12 protein-coding genes are annotated in these 15,424 nt (G+C 45.7%); 6 read left to right on the top strand and 6 right to left on the bottom strand.

The features are described from left to right. Positions 1-109: 109 nt before the first annotated feature. Positions 110-1,189, bottom strand: coding sequence for an LLM class flavin-dependent oxidoreductase (locus JMI88_RS03980; protein WP_201360439.1), 1,080 nt, complete (start codon positions 1,187-1,189; stop codon positions 110-112). Between the two features lie 275 nt (positions 1,190-1,464). Here JMI88_RS03980 and JMI88_RS03975 point away from each other — a divergent pair, with 275 nt between their 5' ends. The 3 genes from JMI88_RS03975 (at position 1,465) to JMI88_RS03965 (ending at position 4,539) form a co-directional block, all read left to right on the top strand. Next, on the top strand, positions 1,465-2,340 hold the full coding sequence (locus tag JMI88_RS03975; RefSeq protein WP_201360438.1) for a PIG-L deacetylase family protein: 876 nt from the start codon (positions 1,465-1,467) through the stop codon (positions 2,338-2,340). Positions 2,341-2,647: 307 nt separating this feature from the next. After that, positions 2,648-4,192, top strand: a complete 1,545-nt coding sequence (locus tag JMI88_RS03970) for a DUF7125 family protein (protein WP_201360437.1) — start codon at positions 2,648-2,650, stop codon at positions 4,190-4,192. Beyond that, positions 4,189-4,539 carry a response regulator gene (locus JMI88_RS03965; RefSeq protein ID WP_201360436.1) on the top strand — a complete coding sequence of 117 codons (351 nt, stop codon included), beginning with the start codon at positions 4,189-4,191 and terminating at the stop codon, positions 4,537-4,539. The genes JMI88_RS03970 and JMI88_RS03965 overlap by 4 nt, the downstream gene beginning before the upstream one ends. Positions 4,540-4,917: 378 nt before the next feature. Here the strand turns inward: JMI88_RS03965 and leuA are convergent, their stop codons facing one another. Then, positions 4,918-6,597 carry a 2-isopropylmalate synthase gene (leuA, locus tag JMI88_RS03960; protein WP_373323760.1) on the bottom strand — a complete coding sequence of 560 codons (1,680 nt, stop codon included), beginning with the start codon at positions 6,595-6,597 and terminating at the stop codon, positions 4,918-4,920. Between the two features lie 412 nt (positions 6,598-7,009). Here leuA and JMI88_RS03955 point away from each other — a divergent pair, with 412 nt between their 5' ends. Next, on the top strand, positions 7,010-8,044 hold the full coding sequence (locus JMI88_RS03955) for an NAD-dependent epimerase/dehydratase family protein (RefSeq protein WP_201360434.1): 1,035 nt from the start codon (positions 7,010-7,012) through the stop codon (positions 8,042-8,044). 164 nt (positions 8,045-8,208) lie between these two features. Further along, entirely contained in the window at positions 8,209-8,973 is a 765-nt protein-coding gene (locus tag JMI88_RS03950; RefSeq protein ID WP_201360433.1) for a dienelactone hydrolase family protein, read from the top strand. A 157-nt stretch (positions 8,974-9,130) separates the two neighbouring features. On the opposite strand, the gene JMI88_RS03945 is transcribed toward JMI88_RS03950, so the two are convergent. Then, positions 9,131-10,576 (bottom strand): glycosyltransferase family protein, encoded by a 1,446-nt coding sequence (locus JMI88_RS03945; protein ID WP_201360432.1) that lies wholly within the window; start codon positions 10,574-10,576, stop codon positions 9,131-9,133. Between the two features lie 164 nt (positions 10,577-10,740). Between JMI88_RS03945 and JMI88_RS03940 the strand changes: the two genes are divergently transcribed. Further along, complete coding sequence (locus JMI88_RS03940; RefSeq protein ID WP_201360431.1) at positions 10,741-11,226, top strand: peroxiredoxin; 486 nt, start codon at positions 10,741-10,743, stop codon at positions 11,224-11,226. 88 nt (positions 11,227-11,314) lie between these two features. Here the strand turns inward: JMI88_RS03940 and JMI88_RS03935 are convergent, their stop codons facing one another. From JMI88_RS03935 to JMI88_RS03925, 3 genes are all read right to left on the bottom strand, one after another. Continuing rightward, positions 11,315-12,562: an ATP-binding response regulator gene (locus JMI88_RS03935; protein WP_201360430.1), complete on the bottom strand. Its 1,248-nt coding sequence runs from the start codon at positions 12,560-12,562 to the stop codon at positions 11,315-11,317. A gap of 202 nt (positions 12,563-12,764) precedes the next feature. Next, positions 12,765-13,484: a glycine/sarcosine/betaine reductase selenoprotein B family protein gene (locus JMI88_RS03930; RefSeq protein WP_201360429.1), complete on the bottom strand. Its 720-nt coding sequence runs from the start codon at positions 13,482-13,484 to the stop codon at positions 12,765-12,767. A 253-nt stretch (positions 13,485-13,737) separates the two neighbouring features. Then, a complete protein-coding gene (locus tag JMI88_RS03925; protein WP_201360428.1) occupies positions 13,738-15,387 on the bottom strand; it encodes a S53 family peptidase in 1,650 nt (549 codons plus the stop codon). Positions 15,388-15,424 lie beyond the last annotated feature (37 nt).

Genomic DNA, 15,424 nt, shown 5'->3' with positions numbered 1-15,424 from the left:
TGTCCCCTGGTTTTGGGCGATGGCTTGGCACTTTGATCAGTGAGGATAGCTTAGTATGCCTCACCGATCAAAGAGTGGGAGTATAGGTGTTGCTTGGCATGAAGCCAGGTCATAACGAAGGTACCTGATGTACAGGATGTTCGGCTATAGAAGTGGCAGCGTTTTCTGTAGAGAACGAAGGCAATTGGAATGCTGAGGCCAGCAATTCAAAGGCTTTACTACGATTTTTGTGCCCATACACCATAGCTGAAATCATCAACTCATCGGCACCTGTTTGCTGTACCAGATTAAGCAGTTGCTCGCGCACCACTTCAGGACGACCAACTATTTGTTTACGCCGCGTCTCACTTACCACTGCCTGTTCTGCCATCGTATAGTGATAGGTCCGAGCCTCTTCTGGAGATGGCAGAGGACCTGCATGGCCTGTGCGCAACCGTAACCATGCCAGCGCCATAGCCGCTGCTAACTCTTGTGCTTGCTCATCGGTTTCAGCGCAGATAACACCAGTTGTCAAAATGACCCTGGAAGTCTGCATCTGTTTAGACGGAACGAACTGATCGCGATACATCTGAATCGCTGGGAGTGCAAACTCAGGATTGATATGATGAGCAAAAGCAAATCCTACCCCCAGAGCCGCTGCTGCTTGCGCACTAAAATCGCTAGAACCTAATAGCCAGATAGGGGGCAGAGAAATGTTAGTTGGAATTGCTTTCACTGACTTAAAGGGATGCCCGGCTGGGAACGTTTCATCTGCGTTTGAGAAGGCCAGCAGTTCGGCTAATTGTTCTGGAAAGTCGTCGGCATTCAATGTCTCGCGGGAGCGGCGTAAGGCCAGAGCAGTTCTGGGATCGGTCCCCGGGGCGCGTCCAATGCCCAGATCAATGCGTCCCGGATGCAATGCTTCTAATACCTGAAAATTTTCCGCAACCTTTAATGGAGAATGATTGGGTAGCATAACGCCCCCCGAACCAACGCGGATGCGACTGGTTGCCTGGGCGACATGACCAATCATAATTTCTGGCGCTGGACTGGCTGTCATACTGGTATTATGATGTTCAGCCAACCAATAACGTGTATAGCCCAGTTGATCAGCCAGGCGGGCTAGCTCAATTGTATTATGTAATGCCTCTGCGCTGGTTGAACCTGAGTCAACCGGCGAGAGATCGAGAATAGAAAGAGGAAGTGACATAGTAATTTCCTTTTAGTAGAGTAACCCAAAAATTAAGTATACAAATCTTTTCTTGTTTATATAACACTGAATATGGCAGAAATTATCCCTGACCAACGGACAGGATCTGTCGCTCTTGTGCACTCTTCGGTTGTGATCAATATTAACAGGCTCTGTAGCCCGATAGGGGGATTTCTTGACAAGAAAAGTGCTTTTCTATATACTTAATATAGTTGATCGATTTAGTCGACAATAGAAAGATTGATAAATGGAGAAAAGTTATGGGAGGAAGTGGGATGTCGTCTCCATTGAAATTAATGTGCATTTTAGCGCATCCAGATGACGAATCATTAGCCCTTGGAGGTACACTGGCGAAATATGCCTCAGAGGGAGTTGATACTTCCCTGGTGGTTGCAACCCGAGGTGAGCGAGGCTGGTTTAGTGATTGGAGCAGTTATCCTGGAGAAAAGGCGCTTGGAGAGATACGAGAGCAAGAATTGCGTCGAGCCTGCCAGGCTCTAGGGGTTAAACATCTGGACTTCTTAAATTATATAGACGGAGATCTCGACCAAGTAGAGGAAAGCGAAGCCATCTACAAAATCGTTTCCTTGTTGAGGCAGGTACGTCCTCAGGTTGTCGTTACCTTTGGTCCAGAGGGTCTTTACGGACATCCAGACCATATTGCTATCTCACAGTTAACAACATCTGCAGTGATGTGTGCAGCTTCTCCCAATTATCCCTATGCTAAAGAAGCAGGAACACACAGCGTCTCAAAACTCTATTATCGCGTATCACCTGAGGCATGGTTCAGCCAATACATGCCCATTTTTGGTAATCTCATCATGACTATCGACGGCCAGGAGAGGCGAGCTACTTCCTGGGTTAATTGGTCCATCACAACCAGAGTAGACGCCACACAGTACTGGAAACTTGTCTGGCAAGCCATACAATGTCATCAAACCCAGATACCTGCCAAGGCCATCCTGCACAATATATCAGAGCAAGAGCATCAACAATTATGGGGTCTGCAGGAATACTACAGGGTCTTCAGTCTGGTAAATGGGGGGCGTAAAGAGGAGCACGATCTTTTCGAAGGACTGCATTTTTCCTCTCAGGATAGCAAGGAGAAGTCTTTTAGTTTGATTATTTCTCCACTTCAACAAGTTTATTAATGTAGTTTATTGTTATAATCTTCAAACTGATTGTGAGCTCCATCTCCCTCTGAAAAATAATGCCAGGGGGGATGGAGCTCATGTTTTGTGCGGCCAATATTGAATAGTATGTTTCTACGCTAATATTGCATGCGTTGAAAGCAATTGAATATGTACCTATAATTGCTACTGCAGGGAGACTTTGCGTAAGTGCAATAGATTGTTCTGTGTGCTATTTTATATCTATATATCACTGCTATAAGTACAAAATATGAAGCTGAAACGACTCCTAATACTTTATCCGTAACTAAATCAGGAGAATGTGTAGATGACAGATATTACGAATCAGCCTGCAGCAATTGAACGTGTATCCAGTGGAATTGAAGGGTTTGACCAGATTTTACATGGTGGTTTGATAAGGGGAGAGACATATCTTCTTATGGGACCGCCGGGAGCTGGTAAAACTATTTTCGGCAATCAACTCTGTTTTCATCATATTGCCACTGGTGGACGTGCGATATATTTGACCTTATTAGCGGAGATGCATAGTCGAATGTTGGCCCATATGCAATCCTTCGATTTTTTCTCTACAGATCCGCTTGCTGACAAACTTACCTATCTCAGTGGCTATGCTACTCTAGAGCAACAGGGTCTGGATGCATTGACAAAACTCATCCGAAAGGAAGTCCGCAAGCAACGAGCCACTATTTTAGTTATAGACGGAGTGTTGACCATCGAGCAAAATGCATCCTCTTTGCGAGACCGCAAAGAATTTTTGCATGCTTTAAGTGTAATCACAGAAACCGTTGGTTGTACGACGCTTTTATTAGCACAATATAACAAAGAGATCTATGATCAGCCAGAGCACACCATGGTTGATGGCCTTTTTCATCTCTCCTCTCATCTTCATGATTCGCGATCGCTTCGAGAAATACAGGTACACAAATTTCGTGGCAGTAGTTTTCATGAAGGTCGCCACTCATATATTATTGGCAGCCAGGGAATAGAAATTTATCCACGCACAGAAGCGCTTCTGAAGACCAGGCAAATTTCACTGCCATCTTCACTTATGTCGGTTCAGCCAACAAAAAGGATGGCTTTTGATTTGCCCCGTTTCGACGAAATGATCGACGGAGGTCTTCCAACGGGATCAATGACCGCGGTACTTGGCGTGCCCGGCACTGGAAAAACGCTGCTGGGCCTACATTTTTTATGTGCCGGTGTCGGGCAACGAGAAAACGGTCTTTACTTCGGCTTTCATGAATCCCCGGCCCAGTTAAGACGGCGTATGACAGATTTAGGATTGTGCACTGATGACAAAGTGGTAAACCAGCACCTTGAATTTCTGTCGCAATCACCGACTGAAGACATCATTGATGTTTTAGGCGAGCAAATTCTCGCGGTTGTTCATGAAAAGAAAGTCAAAAGGCTTTTTATTGATGGATTATCAGGTTTTCAAAACGCCGTCGTATCGCAGGAGCGCCTGGATCTTTTCTTGACCTCCTTATTTACCACGCTCCGGAATCTGGACGTCACGACCATCTGGGCCATCGAACTGGCGGACCTGCTTAATCCAACTATTGTTATGCCTGCATCGATCAGTAAAATGGCCGCGCTGGTCGAAAATATTGTGCTTTTACGGCACGTAGAGCTTTACTCGCAGTTATACCGACTTATTTCTATTATGAAAATGAGGCAAAGCAAATATGATCCATCAGTGCGCGAATTTCGCATAAGTAATAGTGGTTTAGAAGTTGCTCCTACTTTTACCAGTGCTGAGGCCATTTTATCGGGCATTGCGCATTCCAGTGAGAGTACTGGCAAGCAGGCACCAATGGATAATTCTCTAATTCTACGGAAGGAGCAACGATGAGCACTATTCTAGTTGTCGATGATGAAGTATCAATTATCGAAGTGTTGCAAGATGTGCTTGCGGATGAAGGATATAAGGTCATGACTGCTAGCAATGGACAAGAAGGGCTAGCCTGTTTAGAAGAAATACGCCCTGATCTCGTATTATGCGATGTGATGATGCCAGTGCTAGATGGTAGAGAATTATGCCGAAGGATGGCTGCTAATCCACACTATCACTCGATTCCACTTATCTTTATGACGGCAGTACATAAAGCATTTAGCCAGATCGACTGTAACTACGTTGCTGTGATCGCCAAGCCTTTTGATATAAACGAATTACTGGATATGGTGGCTAGATTTATTTAAGCTGGTTACTCGTTCTAACGAGCATAAAATACCCCTCCCGGATAACCGGGAGGGGTATTTTATGCTCAGCATGACATAGAACTGGATCTACCTATGTTTTTGTGTATATAGATCACCACGATTTTTAGCATAACCTACAGAAGTGAAAATGCCTCATCAATAGAATGGTTTGATACACTCGATGTTTTGGTGTCATAGATATGAATTTGCTCAGGATTTTGTGGGTTAAGAGAAATGGTTAGTCCTTTTAGAGTGAAGCAGATAAAGAAGAATGAATAAGCATGCATGAAAGACAGAAATCAGGAAAGACGCCTCTGTTCTCTCTGGAGATCTATATCAGGAAGAAAAGGTCTCCAGAGAGAACAAAGGAAGCTAGACTCAAGCTTCGTGCAGGGATCGGTTAAGGCCGCTCAACACAGCTTTAATCGAAGCGATTTCGATATTGGAATCCATGGCAGCGCCAAAAAAGGTACCAGATGCTGTTTGCAGTTGAATGTATGTGACAGCCTGGGTTTCAGCTCCCTGACCAATAGCATGTTCAGTATAGGTAAGCAATTTAAAGGAAGCCAGATTTTGATCATTCAAGGCACGCACAAACGCATCAATTGGACCGTTGCCCTGGGCGCGAATTTCCTTTGCGACACCATTAACTTCGACACAGGCCACACACTCTATCGCCTTTGACCCATCATTATGTACCACGGCCCGACTTTCAAACGCCTGCAAGGCAAAAGGTATGGTACGTATCAAATACTCATTTTCGAAGGCAGCAAAAAGTTCGGTCGAGAGAATTTCAGAGCCCCGCATATCAGCCAGGCGCTTAATAACCTTACCAAACTCAATATGCATAGCCTTTGGTAATTGCAGGCCAAACTCACTTTCCATCAAATAGGCAACCCCACCTTTACCGGATTGAGAATTGATACGAATAATCGCTTCGTAGGAGCGGCCAATATCTTTGGGATCTATGGGTAAGTAAGGAACATCCCACAGGTCACTGGATGAAGTTTCCTGTGCATTCATGCCCTTATTAATGGCATCCTGATGAGAACCTGAGAAAGCGGTAAAGACCAGTTCACCTGCGTATGGTTGGCGTATAGGTACAGGCAGGCGGGTACATTTCTCATATACTTGCTGAATCGCCTGAATATCGCTGAAATCGAGGCCAGGATCTACCCCCTGCGTATACATATTAAGTGCCAGCGTCACAATATCAACGTTCCCGGTACGTTCACCATTGCCAAAGAGCGTACCTTCAACACGTTCAGCACCTGCAAGAAGACCAAGCTCACTGGAAGCTACACCAGTACCACGATCATTATGGGTATGCAAACTAATTATAGCCGTCTCGCGATTGCGTAAGTGGCGACAGAACCACTCAATCTGATCGGCATGGATATTGGGTGTTGAAACTTCTACCGTAGTAGGAAGGTTCAAAATGATTTTCTTTTCCGGCGTTGGTTGCCACACATCCACTACAGCCTCACAGATCTCAAGGGCAAAATCAATCTCAGTCAGCGAGAAACTTTCAGGAGAATATTCCAGAACGATATCAGTTTCTGGGAGAGTGGCAGCCAATTCTTTCACCAAACGGACACCACGCACAGCGATCGCCACAATATCTGGCTTATCCAGACCAAAAACGATACGCCGCTGCTGGGCCGAAGTAGAATTATAGATATGTAAGATCGCTTTTTTGGCACCGCGGAGAGATTCAAATGTACGATAGATCAAATCCTCTTTTGCCTGTACCAATACCTGAATAGTTACATCATCAGGGATACGATTTTCCTCTATTAAGCGGCGCATAAAATCGTATTCCGTCTGTGAAGCGGAAGGAAAGCCCACCTCAATTTCCTTAAAACCGATTTTAACCAGGAGATCGAACATCTCCAGCTTCTCTTCCACACTCATCGGGATCGGTAGAGCTTGATTCCCATCACGCAAATCTACGCTACACCAGGTAGGTGCAGTCGTAATCATCTTAGACGGCCACTGCCGATCTGGCAGGTCGATAGGAGCAAAAGGACGATATTTTGTCACAATCCCTTTTTGCATGTTAACACGTGTTCGAGTACTCATTTGTATTGGCGTCTCCTTACTACACATTTATAAAGAGAGGGGGTCATAAGATCTATGGCTAACAAGCGAGTGTTGTTTTACCAGTGCTTTAGTGTATGTGCTATCATACCATATGCTTCCTAGAACTGTCGAAGGCCGAGCGATAATTAAAAACAAAAAAGAGAAAATCCCTCACTTTTCTACCTCACTTATTCATAGCTGATCCACGAAGGGCAATATCCTTGCAATGCAAATATAGGCTTATAAAGTGCTGTTAACATAATGTGCAAATAAACGTAATAGCGGTAATGGTTGTGTAGGATAGCAAATATTGTTATACTGAGTTTATTGTTTTGCATGTAAAAATATAAATAAGTATAGAGTTAGCAATGGGATGTGAGGTTGGTTTGTGAAAGTACTAGTAACTGGAGCCACAGGTTTTTTAGGCAAGCGTTTAGTGGAACTATTAGTGGAACGTGGTGATGAAGTACGAGCGCTGGCGCTACCGCAAGAAGACATCTCCAATATGGAGCAGAAGCAAAGGATTGAAATCGTAGAGGGGGATATAACTGATCCAGCAACTGTAGCAAGAGCGACAAAAGGAGTGCAACGCATCTATCACCTGGCAGCCAGGACTGGTCCCTGGGGAGCAGCAGAAGAAGTGTATCGCTCCATCAATGTCGCTGGCCTGGCAAACATCCTCCATGCGAGTCACACTCATAATATCGAACGACTCATTCATGTCAGCTCAACAACTGTTTACGGTCACCACCTGCAAGGTCTCATTACAGAAGAACACTGCTATCGAGCCGAAGACAATCCTTATAGCCGCAGCAAAATTGCTGGAGAGCGCCTGCTCGCGGACCTTAGCAAAGACTTACAGGTACCAGTAGTAACGATACGCCCGGGATGGATTTACGGCCCTGGTGATAGTGCCAGTTTTGGACGATTGGTAGCTCAGATAGAAACAAGGCGAGCCTTTCTATTTGGTTCGGGCCAGAATATCGTCCCTATTGTCTATGTTGATGACGTTGCCCAGAGCCTTATTCTTGCTGGAGACGCAGGAAAACATGCTATTGGTCAGAGCTATACTATTGTGAATGATCAGCGTGTTACCCAATTTGAATATCTCAACACAATCGCCCAGGCGTTGCAGGTTCCATCCATCAGTCAGAAAGTTCCGTTGACCCTGTTAATGATCCTGGGCCGAAGTTCCGAAAAACTCTGGAAACTGGCCGGTAGACAAACCACCAGCCCACCCCCTATAACCACCTACGGTATTACCCTATTGGGATGCGACCAACGCTTCTCCATTGAAAAAGCCCGACGAGAGCTTGGATATCAACCAGCATTTGATGTGCAACGAGGCGTGGCAGCAGGAATGCAGTGGTATCTCGCTAGCAAATACAAACATGTCTATAGGCTGAGCAAGCGAACTAGATGAACCATCGATATACCGGAGCCAAAAATCACCCCTGTTGCCTGCTCTACTTCATGTATCTGCAGCCTGTATACAATTTGATGTGTGCTAGATGTTGTATCCTATACACGTAGCAAGTAGTGGTACTGAAAATGATTTGTAAAGCAGAAGAAAAGGAGAAAGTATTTATGTGCTATGACGACAACGCCCGCCCGCCGTTACCACCAATTGAGGGTGGTAGCGCCCATGGTGAAGATATAGTATTGACCGCTGCTGATGGCAATCGTTTTGCCGCCTATAGTGCTTATCCTGACAAGTCGCTGGGTGCTCAGGTCATTATCTATCCAGATGTACGTGGATTACATCAATTTTATAAAGAGCTAGCACTGCGTTTTGCAGAAACGGGTATTCGGGCAGTCGCGATAGACTATTTCGGACGCACTGCTGGTCTCACCTCGCGTGACGACTCATTTGACTTCTGGCCACATGTTCAACAACTGCATCTTGCATCATTTTTCTCTGATGTAAAAGCAGCACAGGACCATCTACACAGCAGTCAGGGAAGCAACTTACCTACATTCCCAGTAGGATTTTGCCTGGGCGGCACGCTAGCATTACTTAGTGGTACCCAGGATTTTGGATTTGCAGGCTTAATCGGTTTCTATGCAGGCATGAGTCGTAACATTGACGGAGAAGGAACAGCACTTGACCGTGCCGAGGAAATCAAATATCCAGTACTTGGCCTTTTTGGTGGAGCCGATCAAGGAATACCCACCGACCAGGTGCAGACTCTGGAGCAGAAGCTAGAAGGTGCTGGAATAGAGCACGAAATAGTTACGTATCCAGGTGCCCCCCACAGCTTCTTTGATCGCCGTGCTACCGATTTCGCAGAAGCCTCAATAGACGCGTGGAATCGAGTGCTGCGTTTTATCTCTGCCCACACAAGCCGATAACTACTGCTTGTTTTGCAGACATCATCGCTATACTTAATGGCATAATGGTGTGCTCTTCTGCTAAAAAGATGAAGAGCGCACCATCATTAGATATATACTTCTGCATCAATACGCACCATCCACGCGAAGCAAGACAACAACCTCAAGCTATAGGGCATTATTTTTCCATAGGCGGCGGTAAAGGAACTGATACCGATGGCGGTGCTATTGTAGGATTTACTGGTGCAATAATCTGTTCTTCTCGTGTGCGAAACCAATTAAAAAGATATGCCAGCGTCAGGATTGTAAGCAAAACGTTGCGGATGGCAGCTACCTCAAAGAATCCCACCGGCATATGGATATGTGCGGAATCCAAAATTTGTGAGTAAAAAACCACATAGATCAATGTCGTCAAAAGGGAAACCGAGCCCCAAAGGATGGTCCAGGGCTTATTAAAAGCACCAGCATAAGCTAAAAGAGGAATAAGCCAGATCAAATATTGAGGGCTAAAAACTTTGCCTGTAGTAATAAATGCCAGCGTAAGAGCAATGACTGTCTGGGGCAGCGTTATACGCAACTGCCACTGCAGCCAGAAAATGTAGGCGACACTTAGCGCAAACACCAGGGTCAAGAGCGGTGAAACAAGCCCATTGAGCGAAGTATACATATTGATCGAACCAAAATCATAGACGATGCGCCAGTGCAGGCCACCCAGATGAGCCAACCATAAAAAGCTTCCCCCCATGGACTCAACCTGAATCGGACGTTGCAAGAAATATGAGAATTGACTGATAACGGCATTATGAACATCTAGCAGCGCAAAAAAGCCAGTAACAGCAACCAGAAGCGCAAAGAAAAGCAGACAATTGAGCCATCGCCAGCGCACGCATCCCATCAAAGTGCGATAGAGTTGGGACGGTAAACTGCTCAGTGCACTATTTTTTTGTACATAGAAACGTTCATTACTTTGTTGTTCAGCAATAAAAAAAGCAGGAAAGAGCAGGATTGGATAGATTTTTAGCAGTACCGCAATCGCTAATATTACATAGGCAATACGCCAACGTTTCTGTTGAGCCATAATCAGGCTGAGCAATGTACAGACAGCCGGCAACAAATCGTAGCGCATAGGGGCTAGCGCACAGGCGCCGATAACCAGGAAAATAAGAAAAGCGATTGCCCCTCCCTGAGGTCCATAGCGCAGCAAAAGCCAATAGACAAATAAAATAATAAGTGACATAAAAAAGGCAAAAGCCACCTGATAATAGGCCAGGGGAACAAGGAGAGGGAGAGAAAATGGCAGCAATGTAAGCGGGGGGTATTCACGTGGCAGCATATGAAATGCCGACTGGGTGCCAGATAGATTCAGAAAAGAACATTGTATTGACGGAAGCAGGTGGGTTGCGTTACTGCCGAGCCAGAACGTAAGGGCATAGCACTGGTAGCGAGCAGGATCGGTCTCCGGCCAAAAACTTTGTGCAGCTGCGCCAATAAACATTAGCAAAGTGATAACAAGGATAGGAATAGCACCTACCAGACCTCCACGACCAGATAACTTCTGCTGTATGTTTACATAAAAAAGTTCGGCTTTATCATCTATCTCATGCATAGTTTTTTTGTGTAACAAAAGTCCGTAAACCCTCTCTTTACGTAGATTTGACAGTATTTGGTGGCAATGCTACAATCGCGAGCAGCGTGTTCAAGAATATTATCTTTCATCGTAACTATAACTACAAGACGCATAGTTGGCCCTGTTTGAAACAGGGATATTTTTAGTGGAAGGATTTTCTTATGGACAGTAGAAACCGTACCGAAACGAAAACCCTGAAAGTGGGGGATAAGGCACCGGATTTTACATTGAAGACCGCAAAAAATGAGCAATGGCACCTCAAGGATTTCCGCGGCAAGAAAAACGTCGTCCTGGCCTTTGTTCCGTTTGCATTCAGTAGTGTTTGTTCCGCGCAACTGCCCTCATACGAGGCTGAGCTTGAGCGTTTTCATGACTTTGATACTGAAGTAGTGAGCATCAGCATGGATAGTACTTATGCACTCAATGCCTGGTCACAATCCATGCATACAACATTTCCACATCTATCAGATTTCTATCCTCAGGGTTCGGTGGTTGATCTGTATGGCGTGCGTCATGCGGCAGGCATGCCTGAGCGTGCCCTCTTCGTTATTGATAAAGAAGGCGTCATCCGCTATATTGAAGTACAGCACGCGCCTGGAGAAATGCCTGATAACGAAGATCTCTTTGAAGCTTTACGCAGACTGTAAACTCAAAAACACATGCGAGCAACAAACAACCAGGCCGGGCGGCAAATATTTGCAGTTCGGCCTGGTTGTTTGTTGCTCGCAGAGAAATTTAATGTGTAATGGTCCAGACAGCCTGAGTATGTAGAGAAGGAGGAGGCTCGGGATGGTGTGTGTCAGCTGGATCGACATAAACAGGTAGCACCACGCTGAAAACGCTCCCTTGTCCAAGCACTGTTTGTACCTCAATATGTCCACCATGGCGCTCCACAATTTTGCGAGCAATAAACAGGCCAAGTCCAAGGCCCGCGCGATTACCTGACTGAATCTCAACTCCCGGCACACGATAGAACTGCTCAAAGATATGAGGAAGATACTCCTCTGCTATACCAGCGCCCATATCCTGAACCGAAACAATGACTTCATAGCCACTCTGCTGGAGTGTAATAGTGATAGGTGTACCTTTCTTAGAAAATTTGCGCGCATTGGAGAATAAATTAATAAGGACCTGTGAAAAACGATCCTTATCAACTTCCACCTCAATAGGATCGCCCAATAATTCGCAATTGAGTGAAAGTACGGCGCGTGTAGTATAAGCATCAAGCAATTGACGACACAAATCTACCAGATTATAGCGCTGGCGATGCAAAACAAACAGATTTGTCTCCATTAACGAGGTATCAAGCAGATCCTGGACTAGCACCTCTGTACGTGTAATAGAACGCTCCATATCAACCAGGCCCTGATGCACTGCTGTTGTCGCATCCCCTCGTTCTAATTGATGGAGCATCAACTGAGTCATGCCTTTCAAATTGGAAAGCGGAGATTTCAATTCTTGAGAAACGATATCAAGGAATTTATCCTTAGTAGCGTTGGCGGTAACCAGTTCTCTGGTGCGTTTTTCCACCAGGCGTTCGAGCGATTTAGCATGAAGGGATAATGCCAACTGCTGTTCAGTAACCTTACGTCGCAATTGCCGTGTCTGGATAGCACGCTGCAACGCATTAACAAAGGCATCGCGATCAATAGGCTTTAGAATATAATCATAAGCACCGCCTCTGATCGCTTTAATAGCCAGACCATGATCACCATGGCCCGTAATCAGCAGCACCGGAGTATCGGGGCGCAGCTCGCGAATATGTGATAGCAGCTCAATGCCATCCATTCCTGGCATCTTTATATCACTAATAACCGCATCAAAATCATACTCTTTAATGCGCTCAAGTGCATGTTGAGCTGAATCTGTTGTCTCCACCTGAACATTTTTCATACGCAGATCTACGACCTGGGGAAGAGCCTGTAACAGAGCCGCATCATCGTCTACAATAAGGATTGGCGAGTTGTTGATTTCTTCATCCATAATGTCTAGACCTATTTCTACCTGTTTTTTATATAATACGAAGGACGAGGTTAAATTGTTTCGTCAAATGTTTTTTCCTGAGAAATGTGTTTGGAAGGGGCAATGCATTCAACGAAGACATTGGAATTTGCAAGCCAAAGCCGTCATACAAAGCCAGATGCTGTAAGCTCTGGATGGATTGGCGATACCAATACCTGTTAGCTTAGCTCTCCTGGAGGTAGATAGGTTGCCAATCGCTGCTGTCATACTCAGGATACGCAATATCCCAGATATGACCAGGTTCCTCACGGGCCTCCCAGCGCTTTAACGCATCCAATAGCACCTGTTGTTGGAGATTAATCTGGTGGGGGCCACCCAGGCTATGACCAAGTTTAAAGTGCCGGGGAGCAATAGCCCGTGGAGGTCCGGCCTGTCTAGATTGCTCAGGTGCAACTGTAATAAGAACCGTTGGAATGCCAACCATTTCCACCTCGCGTGCGATAGCGCAAACCACACGATGGCATAGAGGACAGCCAGCAGTCAAGATTACGCCATCTGTTTTCGAGCGCAGAATCACTTTTGCCATTTCCGGGGCTGTTTTTTCATATAGCTCTCGGAAATTTTGTGTAAAGCCCATGAAGCCCAGATGTTTATCGCTGACTCCGCCAATGATACCTTGCGCTGCCAGATCGCGTAATCGATCGAGAGGAAAGACGCAATTGATATCTTGATCCGCATCATGATGATCATAATGGCTATGGGTAATTATCAACTGATTACTCTTGCTTTCGCCAGGGATGAGACGCCAGCTATTGTCACCATCAACGTTATAAGGTTCTTGTTCACGTAAATGGACGCCCGCGGTACTGATAAGCGCAAAAACAGTATCTTTTAACTCTCGATTGCGAGGAGTATAGGGAATACAGCGTTTTGACATTGGCATTATATCTGGTCCCTCCTTTTAAGTCAGCGATCCTGGCAAATATATATCGTGACAAGATGACACATGATCAAAGAGCCATGAGCTGACTGGTGAGTGGTTCTATCGTATAGAGATCTGTGCTATCACGTAGCGTACCATGAGAATGTCTTATTGACTATAATAATGGCACAAATAGAAGTATTGTGCCTGAAAACGTACTTCTGGTAACTAAAGACCAGGGTACTCTTTTCTCTATCAAGGGGGGAGTATGCAACTAGCAAGTTAAGCTCCTGGGAGCATGAACGTGGTAGGAGCGGAAATGAGCATTGTTGCTGTTTGGATAGGAGCGGAAATGAGTATTGTTGTTCAGGTGGCGATGGTGGTAATGTCGGATAAAGGTCTGACGATACACTTTCTTATTGCGCCTGGGCTTATTGAGGTCATTGAAAGTGTAGCGCCTGGACTTATTGAGGTCATTGAAAGCGTAGTGTCGCCTCTGCAACGGCGCATGAGATGACAATGGTTTGTTTGCATGGGACAGCGTAACTGGCTGGAATGCTTCACTCTGAACCAATGCCGTCAGTAGCCGAAAGGCGACCGGAGAACCCAGTCCTGTAGCTGGATCCCAACCTTGTTTGGCGTTATATCCAGGAAAGGTTACCGTTGATTTCAGGACTTGGACAGTCAACGAATTGCTACCAGTTAGAATATCGTGAAAGATTTCTGAATATAAAGAATTTTTACTAAGTGAGTAAAGCGAAGGATTCAAAAATCCTAACCTTCTGCCAGCCAATTGATTGCCTAATGCAGCTAAGGCGGCCCATTGCGGTGTCCCAGCGCTTGTGCCACCAATGGGAATAAAAGATGGGCCCGTTTTAAGGGTAAAGATAATGGGCACCCCAGTTGTGGGATCTCCAACGTAAGCCACATCAGGTACGCCACGGGTACGGCTAGCGCCAACAAAACCATCCTGATAAGAGGGGCGTAGAAAGCGCCGGCTAAAGCCACCCCCGGTCGAGCCAAGCCTGTTACTCCAGACCTCTTCATGTTGATATATACCCGAAGGTAATAAAGATAAATTCGTCCCTCCCACGCTGGTTACTAACGGATCACTGGCAGGATATTGCACACCAGGGCCGAACGCAATAATCTTAGACAAATCATCACTAAATATAGGCTCCAGCGGTCCACGATCTCCGGAAGAAGCAAAAACCGAGATGCCTCTGGCACGTGCAGTCTCAAACAGCGCATGTTCTTTGCGCAGCGAACTTATAGCAATAGCAGTTTCCGGAAAGCCATAACTTTGAGTGATCACATCACCCAGATTATGCTGAATAGCAAACCGAGTTGTTATATAAAGATCTTCAAAGCCAGCCGATTTGCTCAAAACAAGATTGATTGCCGCCTCTGGTGCGATAGCGTGGGCCCACTCCACATCTAAATTAATCTCCTGTGCAGCGAGTGATTGTTTGGGGTTCTTGCTATCGAAAGGGGTCAATCCTAAAGGAGCAAAAATAGAGAGATGAGGGTCTGGCAACCCAAATAGCTGATCAAAAATGTGCAAATCGGTGTATAGATTAGGGTTATGGAAAAAGCCGATAATGGCAATTGTCTGCCCCTTGCCCGTAATGCCAGCCTCGAGCAGAGGTTGAATATGATAAGCTTGACGAATTTGTTGTGGTGTATAACAACGAGGTGGTGTGAGACGGACTAAGCAGGCGAACTGTTTTTGATTCACCAGAACGGCCTCTTTATCTAGAGGGATATCGTGAGTGATTGGTTGTGCGTCCAGCCACCGGGTCGTGACAGGATCAGTGACAGGATCAATAGAAGCAGAAGCAGAAAACCGCACAGTAAAAAGGGGAACAAAAGCAAGCACAAAGTTCAGAACAACGAGTACAACAACGATGAGTACATGTTTCATAGGATGTCACTCCTCCCACCTTAACATCATCCGGAAG

The organism is Dictyobacter formicarum, assembly GCF_016587435.1.
The sequence above is the reverse complement of the archived record's forward strand: the minus strand, read 5'-3'. Positions and strand labels throughout refer to the sequence as shown.

Bases quoted from the DNA above. Each gene is read 5' to 3' on its own strand.
- JMI88_RS03925 (WP_201360428.1), bottom strand. From the start codon at position 15,387: ATGAAACATGTACTCATCGTTGTTGTACTCGTTGTTCTGAACTTTGTG.
- JMI88_RS03980 (WP_201360439.1), bottom strand. From the start codon at position 1,189: ATGTCACTTCCTCTTTCTATTCTCGATCTCTCGCCGGTTGACTCAGGT.
- JMI88_RS03965 (WP_201360436.1), top strand. From the start codon at position 4,189: ATGAGCACTATTCTAGTTGTCGATGATGAAGTATCAATTATCGAAGTG.
- JMI88_RS03950 (WP_201360433.1), top strand. From the start codon at position 8,209: ATGTGCTATGACGACAACGCCCGCCCGCCGTTACCACCAATTGAGGGT.
- JMI88_RS03940 (WP_201360431.1), top strand. From the start codon at position 10,741: ATGGACAGTAGAAACCGTACCGAAACGAAAACCCTGAAAGTGGGGGAT.
- JMI88_RS03930 (WP_201360429.1), bottom strand. From the start codon at position 13,484: ATGCCAATGTCAAAACGCTGTATTCCCTATACTCCTCGCAATCGAGAG.
- JMI88_RS03935 (WP_201360430.1), bottom strand. From the start codon at position 12,562: ATGGATGAAGAAATCAACAACTCGCCAATCCTTATTGTAGACGATGAT.
- leuA (WP_373323760.1), bottom strand. From the start codon at position 6,597: ATGCAAAAAGGGATTGTGACAAAATATCGTCCTTTTGCTCCTATCGAC.
- JMI88_RS03975 (WP_201360438.1), top strand. From the start codon at position 1,465: ATGTCGTCTCCATTGAAATTAATGTGCATTTTAGCGCATCCAGATGAC.
- JMI88_RS03970 (WP_201360437.1), top strand. From the start codon at position 2,648: ATGACAGATATTACGAATCAGCCTGCAGCAATTGAACGTGTATCCAGT.